The organism is Streptomyces sp. NPDC045701 (assembly GCF_056432045.1).
Genome location: NZ_JBWKJV010000032.1, coordinates 1 through 18,636, shown reverse-complemented (window position 1 = coordinate 18,636; position 18,636 = coordinate 1). Strand labels below are relative to the sequence as shown.

Annotated in this window: 10 protein-coding genes and 1 pseudogene; 6 read left to right on the top strand and 5 right to left on the bottom strand. The window is 72.5% G+C overall.

Annotated features, from left to right (window positions below; translation table 11 throughout):
* Positions 1-62: 62 nt before the first annotated feature.
* The 5 genes and pseudogenes from glgB to AC07DW_RS25970 all read right to left on the bottom strand — a co-directional run bounded on the left by glgB (position 63) and on the right by AC07DW_RS25970 (position 9,093).
* On the bottom strand, positions 63-2,366 hold the full coding sequence (gene glgB / locus AC07DW_RS25990; RefSeq protein WP_478860105.1) for a 1,4-alpha-glucan branching enzyme: 2,304 nt from the start codon (positions 2,364-2,366) through the stop codon (positions 63-65).
* Between the two features lie 29 nt (positions 2,367-2,395).
* Positions 2,396-3,778 carry a maltokinase N-terminal cap-like domain-containing protein gene (locus AC07DW_RS25985; protein ID WP_478860104.1) on the bottom strand — a complete coding sequence of 461 codons (1,383 nt, stop codon included), beginning with the start codon at positions 3,776-3,778 and terminating at the stop codon, positions 2,396-2,398.
* A gap of 436 nt (positions 3,779-4,214) precedes the next feature.
* Positions 4,215-5,906: pseudogene (gene treS, locus AC07DW_RS25980) on the bottom strand (maltose alpha-D-glucosyltransferase); the annotation flags it as partial.
* A complete protein-coding gene (locus AC07DW_RS25975; RefSeq protein WP_478860142.1) occupies positions 5,903-7,888 on the bottom strand; it encodes an alpha-1,4-glucan--maltose-1-phosphate maltosyltransferase in 1,986 nt (661 codons plus the stop codon). The pseudogene treS and the gene AC07DW_RS25975, both read right to left, overlap by 4 nt.
* A gap of 263 nt (positions 7,889-8,151) precedes the next feature.
* Complete coding sequence (locus AC07DW_RS25970; protein WP_478860103.1) at positions 8,152-9,093, bottom strand: SDR family oxidoreductase; 942 nt, start codon at positions 9,091-9,093, stop codon at positions 8,152-8,154.
* A 129-nt stretch (positions 9,094-9,222) separates the two neighbouring features.
* Between AC07DW_RS25970 and AC07DW_RS25965 the strand changes: the two genes are divergently transcribed.
* From AC07DW_RS25965 to glgP, 6 genes are all read left to right on the top strand, one after another.
* Positions 9,223-10,194: an AraC family transcriptional regulator gene (locus AC07DW_RS25965; RefSeq protein WP_478860102.1), complete on the top strand. Its 972-nt coding sequence runs from the start codon at positions 9,223-9,225 to the stop codon at positions 10,192-10,194.
* A gap of 118 nt (positions 10,195-10,312) precedes the next feature.
* Entirely contained in the window at positions 10,313-11,764 is a 1,452-nt protein-coding gene (locus tag AC07DW_RS25960) for a 4-hydroxyphenylacetate 3-hydroxylase family protein (RefSeq protein ID WP_478860101.1), read from the top strand.
* Positions 11,765-11,897: 133 nt separating this feature from the next.
* A complete protein-coding gene (locus AC07DW_RS25955; protein ID WP_478860100.1) occupies positions 11,898-13,289 on the top strand; it encodes an MFS transporter in 1,392 nt (463 codons plus the stop codon).
* A 61-nt stretch (positions 13,290-13,350) separates the two neighbouring features.
* On the top strand, positions 13,351-14,487 hold the full coding sequence (locus tag AC07DW_RS25950; RefSeq protein ID WP_478860099.1) for a monodechloroaminopyrrolnitrin synthase PrnB family protein: 1,137 nt from the start codon (positions 13,351-13,353) through the stop codon (positions 14,485-14,487).
* Positions 14,484-15,764, top strand: a complete 1,281-nt coding sequence (locus tag AC07DW_RS25945; RefSeq protein ID WP_478860098.1) for an FAD-dependent monooxygenase — start codon at positions 14,484-14,486, stop codon at positions 15,762-15,764. The genes AC07DW_RS25950 and AC07DW_RS25945 overlap by 4 nt, the downstream gene beginning before the upstream one ends.
* Before the next feature lie 124 nt (positions 15,765-15,888).
* Positions 15,889-18,516 (top strand): alpha-glucan family phosphorylase, encoded by a 2,628-nt coding sequence (gene glgP, locus AC07DW_RS25940; protein ID WP_478860097.1) that lies wholly within the window; start codon positions 15,889-15,891, stop codon positions 18,514-18,516.
* Positions 18,517-18,636: the final 120 nt, after the last annotated feature.

The following is an 18,636-nucleotide window of genomic DNA, read 5'->3' as shown; positions in this document are numbered from 1 at the left end:
GCTGGCCGGCCTTCCCGGACACCGTTTCCGGCCGCCGGTACGCACCCCGGCGGCCCGTCCGGTCAGGCCGGCTTCAGCCACACCGTCGCCAGCGGCGGCAGCGTCAGCCGGACGCGCCCGCCCTCCGGCTTCACCGGGTCGGCGTTGCGCACCCCGCTGCCGCCGTACTCCGCCGCGTCGGAGTTCAGGACCTCCGCCCACGCGGCGATCCGGTCCGGCACCCACAGCCCGTAGTCCTCGCGCACCACCGGCGAGAAGTTGCTCACCGACAGCAGCGGAGCGCCCTGCGCGTCGTAGCGCAGGAAGGCGAAGACGTTGTCCTCGGCGGCGTCGCCCAGCGACCACTGGAAGCCCTCGGGGACGGTGTCCCGCTCCCACAGCGCGGGCGTCGCCGTGTACACCGCGTTGAGGTCGCGGACCAGGTCCCGCACACCCCGGTGGTCACCCGCCGAGTGATAGCCGTCCTCCGTCAGCCACCACTCCGGGCCGTGGGCCTCCGACCACTCGGCGCCCTGCGCGAACTCCTGGCCCATGAACAGCAGTTGTTTGCCCGGGTGCGCCCACATGAAGCCCAGATAGGCACGCTGGGTGGCGCGCCGCTGCCACCAGTCGCCGGGCATCTTCGTGACCAGCGCCTGCTTGCCGTGCACCACCTCGTCGTGCGAGATCGGCAGCACGTAGTTCTCGCTGTACGCGTACACCATCGAGAAGGTCATCTCGTTGTGGTGGTACTTGCGGTGCACCGGCTCCTTGGAGACGTACACCAGCGAGTCGTGCATCCAGCCCATGTTCCACTTCAGCCCGAAGCCCAGGCCGCCGGTGTCGGTGGGGCGCGTGACACCCTCCCAGGCCGTCGACTCCTCGGCGATGGTCACCACACCCGGGCAGCGGCGGTAGACGGTGGCGTTCATCTCCTGGAGGAACGCCACCGCGTCGAAGTTCTCCCGCCCACCGTGCTCGTTGGGCACCCATTCGCCGGCCTCGCGCGAGTAGTCCAGGTACAGCATCGAGGCGACGGCGTCGACCCGAAGGCCGTCGATGTGGAACTCCTCGCACCAGTAGACGGCGTTGGCCACGAGGAAATTGCGCACCTCGGTGCGGCCGTAGTCGAACTCCAGGGTTCCCCAGTCGGGGTGCTCCGCGCGCCGGGGGTCGGGGTGCTCGTACAGCGGTGTGCCGTCGAAGCGGGCCAGCGCCCAGTCGTCCTTGGGGAAGTGCGCGGGCACCCAGTCCACGATCACACCGATCCCGGACCGGTGGCAGGCGTCCACGAAGAACCTGAAGTCGTCCGGGGTGCCGAGCCGGGCCGTGGGCGCGTAGAAGCCGGTGACCTGGTAGCCCCAGGACGGGCTGTAGGGATGCTCGGCGACCGGCATCAGCTCCACGTGCGTGAAGCCCAGCTCCTTCACGTAAGCGGGCAGCTCCTCGGCCAGCTCCCGGTACGACAGCCCCGGCCGCCAGGACGGCAGGTGCACCTCGTACACCGAGAAGGGGGCCTCGTGGACCGGGCGGTCGCCGCGGTGGGCCATCCAGTCGCCGTCCTGCCACGCGTAGTGCGAGGCGGTGACGATGGACGCCGTCTCCGGCGGGCACTGGGTGCGGCGGGCCATCGGGTCGGCGCGCAGCGAGCAGTGGCCGTCGGGCCCGGTGACGGCGAACTTGTACAGCTCGCCCTCGCCCAGCCCGGGCACGAACAGCTCCCACACGCCCGTGGCGCCCAGTGACCGCAGCGGCAGGCCGGTGCCGGCGTCCCAGTAGTTGAACGCGCCGACCAGCCGCACCCCGCGCGCGTTGGGCGCCCACACCGTGAAGCGCGTGCCGCTGACGCCCTGGTGGGTCATGGGGTGGGCGCCGAGCGCCTTCCACAGTTCCTCGTGCCGGCCCTCGCCGATCAGGTACAGGTCCAGCTCGCCGAGCGAGGGCAGGAAGCGGTACGGGTCGTCCGTCTCGACGACCCCGGAGTCGTAGGCCACCCGGAGCGTGTACTCCGGCACCTCGGACAGCGGCAGCACCGCGGAGAACAGTCCGTCACCGTCGTCGCGCAGCTCCGTGCGGGCCCCGTCCACCAGCACCGCCACACTCGTGGCGCACGGGCGCAGGGCCCGGACGGCGATCCCGCCCTCGACCGGGTGGGCACCCAGCAGGGCGTGCGGGTCGTGGTGCTCGCCGGCGAGCAGCCGCCCCCGGTCGGCGGGATCCAGCGGCGGCGCGGCGGGGACGCCGTCGCCGCCGGTCCGGGGGCGGGGCGTCGCGCCGGGCGGCGGCACCGGCAGGGCGGTGGCGTCCCCCAGCGGGGTCTGCTTGACGGCCGGGGCCTTCTTGGCCGCCGGGGCGGCGGGGTTGCGGGTGGGACGACGGGGGGTCACGGGGGAAAGCCTCCTCAAGGGCGTTCACATCACGGAGTGGTGGTCTGCGAGGCCAGGCGGTGGATGGCCGCCATCGGGACCGGAAGCCAGTCGGGGCGGTGCCGGGCCTCGTACAGCACCTCGTACACGGCCTTGTCCGTCTCGTACGCGCGCAGCAGCGCGGGCTCGTCGCGCGGGTCGGTGCCCGAGGTCTCGGCGTACCCGGCGCAGTAGGCGTCCCGGCACCGCTCGGCCCAGTCCGGGTTCCACGGGTGGTGCGAGCGGGCCGCGTAGTCGAAGGAGCGCAGCATGCCGGCCACGTCCCGCACCGGTGGCTGGGGGCGGCGGCGCTCGGCGAGCGGCTTCGCGGGCTCCCCCTCGAAGTCGATCAACGACCAGTCGCCGTCCCGGGTGCGCAGGGTCTGCCCCAGGTGCAGGTCGCCGTGGACGCGCTGGGCCCGCCACAGCCGGCTGCCCGAGCGCATCCCGGCGACCGCCTCGAACGCGGCGCGGAGCCCGGGGACGTAGGGCGTCAGCGTGGGCACCGCCTGCGCGGCGGCGTCCAGGCGGCGGCTCATCCCGTGGACCAGGTTCTCGGTCTGCGGGCGGCCCAGGGCGACCGTCGGCAGGGCGTCGGCCAGCGCGGTGTGCACCTCGGCGGTGGCCCGGCCGAGCGCCCGCGCCTCGGTGGTGAAGTCGCTCCCCGTGCCGAGCGCGTCCAGGGCGAGCCGCCAGCCGTCCCTGGATCCGCGCAGGTACGGCTGGAGCACGCCCAGGGTGCTGGCCTCCGGCCGGCCGTTGCCGGTCTCGTACCAGGCGACGGGCGCCGGGACGCGGGAGCAGCCGGCACGGGCGAGCGCGAGCGGCAGCTCCAGGTCCGGGTTGGCGCCCGGGTAGACCCGGCGGAACACTTTCAGGATGTACGAATCGCCGTACACCAGCGAGGAGTTGGACTGCTCGGCGTCCAGGACGCGGGGCGTGAGGCCCTCCGGGATGGCGACGGTCCCGGAGAACCGCAGCGGACCCAGCGGGCCGGGTGTGCGCAATCGTTCCAGCAGGAGCGCGGCGAGCCGTGGATCGTTGAGCCCCTCGTAGATCGTGCGCCCGGCGAGCGGGCCGTCCTGGACGCGGCCGATCCGGGCCGACGCGAGTTGCGGCGGCAGGCTGGTCCGGACGCCCAGCAGCAGTTGGTAGCAGTCGCCCTGGGCGGCTGCGTCGGGGCCCGGCTGCTGGACCCGCACGAGCAGGTGCAGCAGGCCGGGGCCGGTGGAGTCGAGCGGGAGCAGTTCGGTCACCGAGACCAGGGCGAAACCGGTGACGGGGCGCCCCTTGCCGGCGAACCAGCGTTGGCGTGGCAGCCATTCGTGGAGCAGTGGCACCAGTGAGGGGAGCAGGGCGACCGGGGCCCGGGCGGTGGATGCGGTCTCCGACATGGCAGCGCGTCCTTTCCCCGGGCACTACGAAATGCACAGAACGTGCAGAGTGTCCCGGAATGCGGCGAGTGCTGTCCGGCTGTGCGGGACGTGTCGGGCGGGGATGGTCGAGATAGACCCGAATCGACGTATGAGGGGGAGAGTGCCCAGGGCGGGGCGACGGAAACGCCCCGCCCTGATGTCCTCACTCCTTCCAGGCCGCCCGGCCGGCGGACCGGTCGGTCACCACGGGCCGCGCCTTGCCCGCCGGCGGTTCGGGTGCCGCGCCCGGTGACGGTCCGTCGGGCGCCCCGGCGGGCGCGGGCGCCCCGGGAGCCGAGTCCGTGGCGGCGGGGGCCACGGGGGTTCTGGCCGCCATGCCGGTGGTGGCCGAGCCGGGCTTGCCCGGCGCCACCGACGCCTCCGTGACCGTTCTGCCGGTGCCCGGCTTCGCGGTGTCCTTGCGGAGGCGGAACCAGTAGAAGCCGTGCCCCGCGAGGGTGAGCAGGTACGGCCATTCGCCGATCGCGGGGAAGCGCACCCCGCCGATCAGCTCCACCGGGTGCATCCCGTTGAACCGCCGCAGGTCCAGCTCCGTCGGCTGCGGGAACCGCGAGAAGTTGTGCACGCACATCACCAGGTCGTCCCCGTACTCGCGCAGGAACGCGAGGACCGCCGGGTTGGACGACGGCAGCTCGGTGTAAGAACCGAGGCCGAAGGCCGGGTTCTGCTTGCGGATCTCGATCATCCGCCGCGTCCAGTGCAGCAGGGACGACGGCGACGCCATGGACGCCTCGACGTTGGTGACCTGGTAGCCGTAGACCGGATCCATGATCGTCGGCAGGTACAGCCGTCCCGGGTCGCAGGACGAGAAGCCCGCGTTGCGGTCGGGCGTCCACTGCATGGGGGTGCGGACGCCGTCGCGGTCGCCCAGCCAGATGTTGTCGCCCATCCCGATCTCGTCGCCGTAGTAGAGGATCGGCGAGCCGGGCAGGGACAGCAGCAGCGCGGTGAAAAGCTCGATCTGGTTGCGGTCGTTGTCGAGGAGCGGGGCCAGCCGCCTGCGGATGCCGATGTTGGCCCGCATGCGCGGGTCCTTGGCGTACTCCGCGTACATGTAGTCGCGCTCTTCGTCGGTGACCATTTCGAGCGTCAGCTCGTCGTGGTTGCGCAGGAAGATGCCCCACTGGCAGTTCACCGGGATCGCCGGGGTCTTGGCCAGGACTTCGGAGACGGGGTAGCGCGACTCCCGGCGCACCGCCATGAAGATGCGCGGCATCACCGGGAAGTGGAACGCCATGTGGCACTCGTCGCCGCCGGCCGCGTAGTCGCCGAAGTAGTCGACGACGTCCTCGGGCCACTGGTTGGCCTCGGCCAGGAGCACGGTGTCCGGGTAGGCGGCGTCGATCTCCTTGCGGACGCGCTTGAGGAAGGCGTGGGTGGCCGGAAGGTTCTCGCAGTTGGTGCCCTCCTGCTGGTACAGGTAGGGCACGGCGTCCAGGCGGAACCCGTCGATGCCCAGGTCGAGCCAGAACCGCAGCGCGGACAGGATCTCCTGCTGCACGGCCGGGTTCTCGTAGTTGAGGTCGGGCTGGTGGGAGAAGAACCGGTGCCAGTAGTACTGCTTGCGCACCGGGTCGAAGGTCCAGTTGGACGTCTCGGTGTCGACGAAGATGATCCGCGCGTCCTGGAACTGCTTGTCGTCGTCGGCCCAGACGTAGTAGTCGCCGTAGGGGCCGTCGGGGTCGCTGCGGGATTCCTGGAACCACGGGTGCTGGTCGCTGGTGTGGTTCATCACGAAGTCGATGATCACTCGCATGCCGCGCTGGTGGGCGGCATCGACGAACTCGACGAAATCGGCCAGGTCGCCGAATTCGGGCAGTACGGAGGTGTAGTCCGATACGTCGTAACCGCCGTCCCGCAGGGGGGACTTGAAGAACGGCGGGAGCCAGAGGCAGTCGACCCCGAGCCACTGCAGGTAGTCCAGCTTGGCGGTGATGCCCTTGAGGTCGCCGACGCCGTCGCCGTTGCTGTCCTGGAACGAACGCACCAGAACCTCGTAGAAGACGGCTCGTTTGAACCAGTCGGGATCGCGGTCCTTCGCCGGGGTGTCCTCGAACGTGTCGTGGACGGGCTCGTTGACGATCATGATGTGGGTGACCCTCCGATCGGCGGGGACGGTCGCAGGACGAGGATGTGCGCGGGCGTGACGCCCGGCTCGAGGCGCACATAGTTGGCCCTGCCCCAGTGATAGGTCTCACCGGTGAGCTCATCGCGCACCGGCACGGTCTCGTGCCAGTCGAGGCCGAGTTCCGGCATGTCCAACGACACCGTCGCCTCGTGGGTGTGGCGCGGGTCGAGGTTGACGACCGTCAGAACAATGTTCGAACCCGCTCGCTTGCTGTACGCGATGACGGCGTCGTCGTCGGTGTGGTGGAAGTGCACCGAGCGCAGCTGCCGCAGGGCGGCGTTGCGGCGCCGGATCCGGTTCAGGCTGGTGATCAGCGGGGCGATGGTGCGGCCCTCGCGCTCGGCGGACTGCCAGTCGCGGGGGCGCAGTTGGTACTTCTCGGAGTCGAGGTACTCCTCGCTGCCCTCCCGCACCGGGGTGTTCTCGCACAGCTCGTACCCGGCGTACACCCCCCACGTGGGCGACATGGTGGCGGCGAGGACCGCCCGGACCTCGAAGGCGGGGCGCCCGCCGTGCTGGAGGTAGGCGTGCAGGATGTCCGGGGTGTTCACGAAGAAGTTCGGCCGCATGTACGCGGCGGCGTCGCCGGACAGCTCGGTGAGGTACTCGGTGAGCTCCTGCTTGTTGTTGCGCCAGGTGAAGTACGTGTACGACTGCTGGAAGCCGATCGCGCCGAGGGTGTGCATCATGGCGGGGCGGGTGAATGCCTCGGCCAGGAAGATCACGTCCGGGTCGGTCTTGTTGATCGCCCCGATGACCTTCTCCCAGAACACCACTGGCTTGGTGTGCGGGTTGTCGACCCGGAAGATACGCACCCCGTGCGCCATCCAGTACCGCAGGACCCGCAGCGTCTCGCGGACGATACCCCGCATGTCCCGGTCGAAGGCTACGGGATAGATGTCCTGGTACTTCTTCGGCGGGTTCTCGGCGTACGCGATGGTGCCGTCCGGCCGGTGGTGGAACCACGCCGGGCGCTTCTTCACCCACGGGTGGTCCGGCGAGCACTGGAGCGCGAAGTCCAGCGCCACCTCCAGCCTCAGCTCGCGCGCCCGTTCGACGAAGGCGTCGAAGTCCTCGATGGTCCCGAGGTCCGGGTGGACGGCGTCGTGGCCGCCCGCGGGCGAGCCGATCGCCCAGGGCACGCCGACGTCGTCCGGGCCGGCCACCAGGGTGTTGTTGGGACCCTTGCGGTGGGTGGTGCCGATGGGGTGGATGGGCGGCAGATACAGGACATCGAACCCCATCGCGGCGATGGCCGGAAGTCGCTCCATGGCCGTACGGAAGGTTCCCGAGACCATCCGCCCGTCGATCTCCCGGGCCCCCTCGGAGCGCGGGAACATCTCGTACCACGAGCCGTACAGCGCCCGCTCGCGCTCCACGAGCAACGGCAACGGCCGTGACACGGAGACCAGTTCGCGCAGCGGATGGGCGGCGAGCGCCTGGACGGCCCCGGTGTCCAGGGCGGCGGCGAGCCGGTCCTGGGGGGAGCGCCGTTCGTCGCGCAGGGCGTCCACCACGGCGAGCACGGCCTCGCGGCCCTCGCCCTTCGGTACGCCGTCGGCGGCCCGCTCGTGCAGCGCGGCGCCCTCGGCCAGCACCAGGTCGGTGTCGATGCCGGCCGGGATCTTGATGCCGGCGGTGTGGCGCCAGGTGGCGACCGGGTCGCTCCAGGCCTCGACGGTGTAGGTCCACCGCCCTTCGGCCGTCGGAGTGACCTCGGCGCCCCAGCGGTCGGTACCGGGCGCCAGTTCGCGCATCGGGGTGAAGGGGCCGGAGCGTCCGGCCGGGTCCGTCAGCACCACGTTCGCGGCCACGGCGTCATGGCCTTCGCGGAACACCGTGGCCGTAATCTGGAAGGTTTCGCCGACCACCGCCTTGGCGGGCCTTCTGCCGCAGTCGACGAGCGGGCGTACATCGAGAACGGGAATGCGACCAATCAGCGGGTTCACGGCATCACCTGAGGGTTGCGTAACGGGTATCGCTCTTTGTACTTGCTCCGTTGACGAGTGGCAGAGCGCAGGCATCACCGCTCCTGTCCGGGTTCACTCGGGTGGGCGGGTACCGGTGGAGCCCTACCCACACCCTTCGGGTAGGCAATCCGGCGCGTTGTTAACTACTCCGGGCGTAGGTGAACACGAAAAGAACCGGCCCCGTTCGAGTGGAAAATGGAGGCCGGTTCCTGCTCGGGTGTGTCCGGTGGCGTTCAGGTGAGCGTCTGGGCGCCCCGCTCCTCCGGATCGCTCGCCCAGATCTGCCACGGCTGGCGCGCCACCCACTCGTCCACCTGAGCCGGCGTCACCGACAGGGCCCGGGCGGACAGGCCGTCGTCCCCGGCCAGCAGCAGCGGATCCCGGCCTGCCGCCATGTGGTGGTAGATACCCGCCACCCCGGCCGCCCCCGCCGGGCCGATGGCCTGCGCGAGGGCCTGCTCGAAGACGTGTGGCGCCAGCGCCCGGTACCGCACCGCACGGCCCAGGCCCTTGCCGAACTCCTCCGCCAGCTCGTCACCCGTCAGGGTCCGGGCGCCGCCGATGTCGTACACCCGGCCCTCCAGGCCCGGCACGGTGAGCGCCGCGTACACCGCGTGGGCCAGGTCCCGGTGCGACAGCCACGCCGCCGGCACGTCGGCCGACAGCGGATAGGCGAGGATGCCCTCGTTGACCAGGGCCGGGCCGTTCCACGGGCTGAAGAGGTTGTCCAGGTAGACCGGCGGGCGCAGCACCACCAGTGGTACGCCGCTCTCCCGCAGCTCCTCCTCGGCGATCCGGCGCGTCTCGAACGCCGCCACCTCCGTGGGCGTGCGCGGCACCCGGGTGTTGGCGTTGTACACCAGCCGCCGCACCCCGGCCTCCACGGCGGCGTCGGCGATGTTCCGGGCGTAGGCGCGCACCCGCATCGCCTCGTACACCAGCGGCATCACCACCGCCGCGTGCGTCGCGCCGGTGAAGAGCTGGCGCACGGCCTCGGCGTCGCCGAGGTCGCCCGTGGCGCACGAGACGCCGGGCAGCGGAGGCCGGTCGCCCTGGGGACGCCGGGACAGGGTACGGACCCGGTGGTCACGCTCCGTCAACAGCCGGGCGACCGCCCCGCCCTGGAAACCGGTCGCGCCGACCACTGCTACCCGCATCTGATTCTGCTCGGACATTGGCTCGGACATATGCCTGATTGGCCCTTCGATAGGGTGTGACTGCTGCCATGACGGCTCCTCACAGGCTGGCGGCGGCGGCTTTGGCCGATCAATTAACAATTCGGGGCGGGGGTTGAAGGATCGTCCATGGACACCGTGCGCACCGAAACCGGGAACGACGACCGGAACGACGACCTCCTCAGTGAGCTGTTGCAACCGTTGCGCCTCACCGGCGTCTTCGACAGCCGCTGGCACGTCAGTGCCCCCTGGGCGATCGAGGGCGACGCCGAGCAGGGGTGCGCCGTCCTCCACTACATCGTCGAGGGCGGCTGCTGGATCACCGCCGACGGCCAGCCACCTCAGGAACTCCACGCCGGTGACCTGGCCGTCTTTCCCACCGGTACCGCGCACCGGCTCGCCGACCGGCCCGACCGGCAGGGCGTTCCGCTCAAGGCGGTGCTGCCCGAACGCCAGCCCGGCACCTCCGGCGAGATCCGCATCGGCGGCACCGGGCCGGAGAGCCGGCTGCTGTGCGCCGGGCTCCACTACGATGCCAGCGCCGCCACCGGTCTGTACAAGGCGCTGCCCTGGGCCCTGGTGCTGGACGGCTCGCAGGTCGACCGCGAGCCCCTGCTGCGCGACACCCTGCGGCTGCTCGCCGCCCCCGACCGGCCCATCGGCCCCGGCGACCGGCTGATCACGCTGCGGGCCTTCGAGATGGCCCTGGTGCTCGCGCTGCGCCCGCTGCTGCGGGAGTTCGCCGAGAACCCGGCCTCCCTGCCGGTCCTGCGCCACCCGGGGGTCAGCCGCGCCCTGGTGATGATCGCGACCCGCTTCGCCGAGCCGTGGACCATCGAGTCGCTCGCCCGCGAGGTCGGCATGTCCCGCTCCGCGTTCACGGCCGCGTTCCGCGCCCTGGTCGGCGAGGCGCCGGCCCGCCACCTGACCGGGCGGCGGATGCAGGAGGCGGCGCGGCTGCTCGGCGAGACGTCCCTGCCGCAGTCGGCGGTGCCGGAGCGGGTCGGCTACCAGAGCGCGGTCGGTTTCCACCTTGCCTTCCGCAAATGGTTCGGCGTCACTCCGGGTGAGTACCGGGCGGGTTCGGCGAGCGCCGCGTAATGGTTTCCGGCCGTCGGCTGGCCGGTTCTTAAGGACCATTGGACGGACGTTCATTGCCGTAGGTGTGGACCAGCGGACAGGCTCTCCTGCGGCGATGACGTCCGCAGGAGGAGAAACGGTGACGAGGTCCGGTCAGGAGTATCTGGCGTCGCTGCCCGACGGCCGGGAGATATGGCTCGACGGGGAGCGGGTCGGGGACGTCACCGCGCACCCGGCGTTCCGCAACACCGCCGCCTCGATCGCCCGCCTGTACGACCTGGCGCACGACTCCCAGTACACCCCGGTCCTCACCCAGGGGGGCGTCCACCGGGCCTTCGCGATCCCCCGTTCGTACGGGGACCTCGTCGCCCGCCGCGAGGCGTACAAGGTGTGGGCGGAGGCGAGCTTCGGGTTCCTGGGCCGCACACCCGACTACATGGCGGGCGGCGCGGCGGGCTTCGCGGCGCTGCCGTCCCTGTTCGCGACGGAGGCGTACGACGGATCGGCCGCCGCCCTCGCGTACCACCGGCGCCTCGCCGAGGGCGACCTGTACCCGGCCTTCACCATCACCAACCCGCAGATCGACCGCACCCGGTCCGCCTCCGGGCAGGAGGAGGACGACCTGGTGGTGCGGGTCGTCGCCGAGAAGGACGGCGGGATCGTGGTGCGCGGCGCCAAGATGATCGGCACCGCCGCGGCCTTCGGCAACGAGGTGATCGTCGGCACCATCGAGCCGCTCGCCCCGCAGGACGTCGAGCACGCGGTGTGCTTCTCCGTCCCGGTCGGTACGCCGGGGCTGAGGTTCGTCTCCCGTACCTCGTACGAGGCGCAGGCCCGCAGCGTCTTCGACAACCCGCTCTCCTCCCGCTTCGACGAGAACGACGCCCTGCTGGTGTGCGACGACGTGTTCGTGCCGTGGGAACGGGTCCTGGTGTACCGGAACGTCGACGTGTCGTTCCGCATGTGGTGGCGGACCCCCGCGTACCTGAACTTCGTCCACCAGGCCGCCACCCGGTTCTGGACGAAGCTGGAGTTCCTCACCGGCATCGCGATCCTGATCACCAAGGCCAACAACACCTACGAGCTGCCGCCCGTCACCCAGGTCATCGGCCGTCTCCTCGGCCGCGTCGCGCAGGCCAAGGCGTTCGTGCTGGCCGCCGAGGCGTCGTGCCAGGAGGTCGACGGCGGCCGCGGCGGCGTCGCGCCCGGCAAGGACATCTCCTTCGCGCAGCGCATCATGGCCGGTGAGCTGTATCCGCAGGCCCTCCAGGAGATCAAGCTGCTGGCGGGCGGCGGGGTGATCCAGCTGCCCGCGTCGGGCCAGGACCTGCTGCACCCCGAGCTGGGCCCGCTGATCCGCAAGTACATCCGCTCGCCCGGCACCCCGGCCGAGGACCGCGTCAAGCTGCTGAAGCTGGCCTGGGACGCGCTCGGTTCGGAGTTCGCCGGCCGCCACGAGCAGTACGAACGCTTCTACCACGGCGCCCCGCACGTCTACCTCACCCAGCAGGCATGGGAGGGCGGCGGCCCCGCCTGCGAGGCCCTCGCCCAGAGCTGCCTGGACGGCTACGACCTCGGGGGCGCCCGATGACCGCGCCGGCCCGGCTGCGCGCGGCCGACCCGGGGCAGTGCGCGCGGGGCGGGCGCGCGGTCCGACCTCCGAGCTCCCCGTGCCGGACCGCCCGGCCCGCCGACCCCGGGTGGACCCGGGCCGGGGGTGACCGGTGAGCGGCGCGGGGGGGAAGCGCGGCGCGCTCGCGCTGCTGGCGGCCACCCAGCTCTTGATGATCATGGACACGGCGATCATCAACGTGGCACTGCCGTCCGTCGGCCGGGACCTGGGAACCGGGTCCGAGGGCCTGTCCTGGGTGGCCAACGCCTACCTCATCACCTTCGGCGGACTGCTCCTCCTCGGCGGCCGCACCGCCGACCTGTTCGGCCACCGGCGGTTGTTCACCGTCGGACTCGCCCTGCTCGCCACCGCCTCCGCCGCCGGCGGCCTCGCGCAGTCGACCGGCGCGCTGATCGCCGCCCGCGCCGCGCAGGGGGTCGGGGCGGCACTCGCGGCCGCCGCCGCCTTCGCCCTGCTGCTGATCCTCTTCCCGCACGGCCCCGCCCGGCACAGGGCGCTCGGCGCCTTCGCCGCGATGGGCGGCCTCGGCGGCGTCCTCGGTACCGTCCTGGGCGGGGTCCTCACCGACCTGCTCGGCTGGCGTTCCACCTTCTGGCTGAACGTGGCCGTCGCCGCGGTGCTCGGCGCCCTCGCGCCACACCTCCTCGACGGCCGGACGCGCGGCACCGAGCCCGGATTCGACCTGCTCGGTGCCCTCACCGCCACCGGCGGCCTCGGCCTCGTCGCCTACGCGCTCGTCGGCCGCAGCCCGCTGGCGGGCGCCGCCGGGCTCGCCCTGCTCGCCGCCTTCGCCGTCGTACAGACCCGAGCCGCCCGGCCCCTCGTACCGCCCGCCGTGCTGAAGCGGCCCGCGCTGCGCCTCGCCAACGGCCTGAGCGCCCTCGCCCAGATGGCGCTGTTCCCCATGTTCTTCCTGGTCAGCCTCTACCTCCAGAGCGTGCTGGAGCAGTCCCCGCTGGCCGGTGGACTCGGGCTGCTCCCGCTCTCCCTGGTCGTCGTGGCCACCGCCCCGCTGACCGGCCGCCTCATCCTCCGTCTCGGCCTCGGCCGGACCATGACCCTCGGCTTCGGGCTGCTGCTCGCCGGGATGGTCTGGCTCGCCCTGGCCCTGAGCGCCGACGGCACCTTCACCACCACCGTCCTCGCACCCAGCCTGGTGCTGGGGGCCGCCCTGCCGCTGGTCATGGTCACCACCAATGTGGCCGCCACGGCAGAGGCCGCGCCAGAGGAGACCGGCCTGGCCTCCGGGCTGATCAACACCAGTCAGCAGTTCGGATCCGTCCTGGGCCTGGCCGTCCTCGTGGCCGTGGCCACCACCCGCACCGGCACGGCCACACCCCAGGCCGAAACCGCGGGCTACCAAGCGGCGCTGCTCGTCGGCGCCGCGTTCGCCGCAGCGGCCGCAGTGCTGTCCGTGCGGCTGAGCCTGCCCGCGCCCGCACCGGCGCCGCCACGCCAGGACCGGGTGGGCGACCCGCGGTGACCGCCTGACCAGCCGGCGCCGCGCCACTCCCGAACCCACACTGCCCGAGGGGGGCATCCCGTTGACCCTGTACGACCTTGTCGCGCCGTGTCTGGATACCTGCGCCGAACCGCGCTACCGCATCACCGAGATACGTGAGGCCGACCCGCTCGGCGCCGACGCCCTGCTCGCCGCGCTCCCCGCGATGAACCGCGACGCCGACGTGCCCGCGCTCACCGTCGCCCTGCGTACCCTCGTACCCGACCTCGACCGGGCCGCCGAGTGGTGCGTCATCGAGGCGCTCGCCGCGATGCGGGACCTCGGCATGCTGCTCGGCTCCCTCAAACGGCACGGCGTCCAGCCGGTCGCCGTCGTCCCCGAGGTCCTCCCCGTGCTGGAGGAGCTGGCCCGGCGCACCGACATGGTGCCCCGGGACACCGTGCACCACTACACCACCTGGAACCCGCTCGGCTCCCGGCAGCGGATGTACACCGGCCACGAGATGGAGGCCCACCTCCAGGAGGCCGTCCGGATGGTCTTCCCCAGCCTGGTCGCCGCCCTGGACACCTGCGGCCAGCTGGCCCGCCTCGAACCGTACGACCCGGGCTTCGCCCTCGCCCTGGACCGCACCGCACAGCACGTCCAGGCGATGGTCGACTCCATCGACTTCACCATCGACAACGTCTCGCCGTCCTACTTCGCCCGCACCCTGCGCCCCTACTTCGAGGAGGTCGACGTCGCCGGCCGCGCCTACCTCGGCCCGGCAGCCGCCCAGGTGCCGCTCTGGCTCGTCGACCTGACGGTCTGGCAGTGCGACCGCCCCCACCCCGGCTACGACGCCTTCCTCGCCGAGTCCGTCGAGTACAGCCTCCCGTCGTGGCGGGCCTTCCACGCCGCGCACAAGGGCGGCGTCTCCGCCGTCAGCAAACTGTCCGCCGCCCTGAGCTGGGAGACCGTGCACCGGCTGCCGCCCCAGCTCGTCGCCTCCACCCACTCGCTGGCACGGGTGCTGCGCATCCTCAAGACGTTCCGCGCCCGCCACATCGGCATCGCCCGCAAGGCCTACAGCGACGACCTGCGGCTCTACGAGGAGGGCAGCGGCGGCGCGCCCGTCGCGCTGCTGCGCTCGGTACTCGACCTGACCCGGGACAACGAGACGCTGGTGCGTCAGGCCACCCAGCGGCCGCGCCCCACCGCCGGGTGCGGGGAGCGGCGATGACCCCGCACGTCCTCATCGCCGGCGGCGGTGTCGCCGGACTGACCGCCGCGCTCGCCCTGCACGCCGCAGGGTTCCCCCGCGTCACCGTCGTGGAGGCCGCCCAGGAGATCCGGCCGCTCGGCGCGGGGCTGAACCTCATGCCCAACGCCGTCCGCGAACTGGACGCGCTCGGCCTCCTCGACGCGCTGGAGGCCGACGCCGTACGCACCCGGGAGCTGCGCTACTACCACCGCTCCGGCGCACTGATCTCCCGCGAGCCGCGCGGGCTGCGCGCCGGGTACCACTGGCCCCAGCTGTCCGTCCACCGCGGCACGCTCCAGCGGGTCCTCGCCGACGCGGTACGCCGCCGGCTCGGCCCCTCCGCGATCGTCACCGGTGTCCGGGTGACGGGTGTGGGGCAGCGCCCCGACGGCCGCCCGCGGCTGAGACTCGCCCACCACGAGGGCACCGGGGGCGGACGGGCGTCACTGGAGCCGGACGTACTGGTCGGCGCCGACGGCATCCGCTCCGCGGTCCGTGCCGCGCTGAACCCGCGCGAGGGCGAGCCGCCCTGGAACGGCATGCTGGTGTGGCGCGGCGTCTCCCGGATGGACCCGCGCCGGGCCGGAACGTTCATGCTCATCGCGGGCGACGACCGGCGCAAGGCGGTCGTGTACCCGATGACCGAGCGCCCCGGTGGGGACGTCCTCGTGAACTGGGCGGTGGCGATGCCCGCCGACAGCACCGCCGCCGCCGCACACGGGGACTGGAACCGGGCCGTACCGGTGACGGACTTCCTCCACCACTTCGAGGGCTGGGAGTTCGACGGGGTGAGCGTCCCCGACGTCCTGCGCGCCGCCGGCGCCGCCTACGAGTACCCCATGGTCGACCGCGACCCCCTGCCGCGCTGGAGCCACGGCCGCACCACCCTGATCGGCGACGCCGCCCACGCCATGTACCCCATCGGCTCCAACGGCGCCACCCAGTCGATCATCGACGGCCGGGCCCTCGCCCACGCCATGTCCCGGCACCCCGACCCGGCCGACGCCCTCGCCGCCTACGAGGCGGACCGGCGCCCCGCCATGACGGAGCTTCAGCGCGCCAACCGGCACCTGGGCCCGGAAGTCGTCATCAATCTGGCCCACCGGCGCGCCCCCGGCGGCTTCACCGACATCGACGACGTGATCCCGCCGCGAGAACGGCGAGAAATCGCCGCCCGATACGCCGCGACCGGCGCGTTCGACGCGGAGACGGTCAACGCCGGGTCCCCGTACGAGGTCCCGGTGAGCGCGCCGTGAACGCGCCCCCCTGAGTGCGCCGTGGTTGCGGAGGGCGGCGTGCCGATAACGTCGAAGGGTGAAGGCGGACGCACACCGTGGTGCGTCCGCCCCGAAACGTACCTGCCCTGCGAAGGTGGAACACGTGAAGGCAATCCGTCGATTCACCGTGCGCCCCGTCCTCCCCGACCCGCTCCGGCCGCTCAGCGACCTCGCGCGCAACCTGCGCTGGTCCTGGCACGCCGAGACCCGTGAACTGTTCCAGGCCGTCGACCCCGAGGGGTGGCGGGCGGCCGGCTGCGATCCCGTCCGGCTGCTGGGCTCCGTGTCCGGCACCCGGCTCGCCGAGCTCGCCCGCGACCGGCGCTTCCTGCGCCGCCTGTCCGCCGCCGCGGACGACCTCGACGACTACCTGCGCGGCCGCCGCTGGTACCAGAACCACTCCCTGCCGGACGGCGACCTGCCCGCCGCCGTCGCCTACTTCTCGCCCGAGTTCGGTGTCACCGCCGCCCTGCCGCAGTACTCCGGCGGCCTCGGCATCCTCGCCGGCGACCACCTGAAGGCCGCCTCCGACCTGGGCGTACCGCTCATCGGCGTCGGCCTGCTGTACCGCCACGGCTACTTCCGCCAGTCCCTCTCCCGGGACGGCTGGCAGCAGGAGCACTATCCCCTGCTGGACCCCAACGAGATGCCCGTCAGCCTGCTGCGGCGGACGGACGGCTCCCCCGTACGGGTCTCCCTCGCCCTGCCGGCCGGCCGCTGCCTGCACGCCCACATCTGGGTGGCGCAGGTCGGCCGCGTACCGCTGCTGATGCTCGACTCGGACGTCGAGGAGAACGGCCCCTCCGAGCGCAACGTCACCGACCGCCTCTACGGCGGCGGCAGCGAGCACCGGCTGCTCCAGGAGATGCTGCTGGGAATAGGAGGTGTCCGGGCGGTACGCGCGTACTGCGAGCTCACCGGCCACGCCGCGCCCGAGGTGTTCCACACCAACGAGGGGCACGCCGGTTTCCTCGGCCTGGAGCGCATCCGGGAACTGAGCGGGGAGGGCGTCGAGTTCGACGCCGCGCTGGAGGCCGTCCGGGCGGGCACGGTCTTCACCACCCACACGCCCGTCCCGGCCGGCATCGACCGGTTCGACCGCGAGCTCGTCGCCCGCCACTTCGGCGATGGCGCGGAGCTGCCCGGCGTCGACGTCGAGCGGGTCCTCCAGCTCGGCATGGAGACCTACCCCGGCGGTGAGCCCAACCTCTTCAACATGGCCGTCATGGGCCTGCGCCTCGCCCAGCGCGCCAACGGCGTGTCCACCCTGCACGGCGCCGTCAGCCGCGGGATGTTCGCCGGCCTGTGGCCCGGCTTCGACGCCGACGAGGTACCGATCACCTCCATCACCAACGGCGTCCACGCCCCGACCTGGGTGGCGCCCGAGGTGTTCCGGCTCGGTGCCCGCAGGATCGGCACCCAGCGCGCCGAGGACGCCCTGAGCGTCGGCGGCGCCCAGCGGTGGGACGCCGTCGGCGAGATCGCCGATTACGAGATCTGGGACCTGCGCCGCGAACTGCGCGACCAGCTGGTGACGGAGGTACGGACCCGGCTGCGCGCCTCCTGGCGGCAGCGGGGCGCCGGCTCCGCCGAGCTGGGCTGGATCGACGGCGTCCTGGACCCCGACATCCTGACCATCGGCTTCGCCCGCCGGGTCCCCTCGTACAAGCGTCTGACGCTGATGCTGCGGGACCAGGACCGGCTGACGGAGATGCTGCTGCACCCGGAGCGGCCGGTGCAGATCGTCGTGGCGGGGAAGGCCCACCCGGCGGACGACGGCGGCAAGCGGCTGGTGCGGGAACTGGTGCGGTTCGCCGACGACCCGCGCGTACGCCACCGCATCGTCTTCCTGCCCGACTACGGCATGGGCATGGCGCAGAAGCTCTACCCGGGCTGCGACGTGTGGCTGAACAACCCGCTGCGCCCGCTGGAGGCATGCGGCACGTCCGGGATGAAGGCGGCCCTGAACGGCTGTCTCAACCTGTCGGTGCTGGACGGCTGGTGGGACGAGTGGTACGAGCCGGACTTCGGCTGGGCCATCCCGACCGCCGACGGCCCGACGCTGGACGAGGACCGGCGCGACGACCTGGAGGCGAACGCGCTCTACGAGCTGATCGAGAAGCGCGTCGCGCCCCGCTTCTACGACCGGGGCGCGAACGGGCTGCCCGAGCGGTGGATCGAGATGGTCCGCCGTACGCTCGCCAACCTGGGCCCGAAGGTGCTGGCGGGCCGGATGGTGCGGGAGTACGTGGAGCGGCTGTACGCGCCGGCCGCCCTCGCCCACCGGTCGCTGACCACCGACGCGGCCCGTGAACTGGCCGTGTGGAAGGCCCGGGTGCGGGCCGCGTGGCCGCTCGTGGCGGTCGACCACGTCGAGGTCGACGAGGCCAACGGCGTCGCGGAGCTCGGCTCGACCCTGGCGCTGCGGGTCCGGGTCGCCCTCGGGGACCTCCAGCCGGAGGACGTCGAGGTCCAGGCGGTCGCGGGCCGGGTCGACACCGACGACCGGCTGCGGGACGCCCAGACGGTGCCGCTGAAACCGGCGGGTGGACCGGACCAGCAGGGACGCTGGGTCTACGAGGGCCCCCTCACCCTCGACCGGACGGGCCCGTTCGGGTACACGGTCCGGATACTGCCGACGCACCGCCTGCTGGCGGCGGGCGCCGACCTGGGGCTGGTCGCTATGCCCACGGAGGCGACCGGTGAGGGCGCGGGCGTCCTGATGCGCTGACCGGCACGGCGCGGGGGGGGGGGGGCCCCCCCGGGGGGGGGGGGGGGGGGGGTGGGGGGGGGGTGGGGGGGGGGGGGGGGGGGGGGGGGCCCTGTTTCCCGTGGGGCGGGTCGCGGGTCC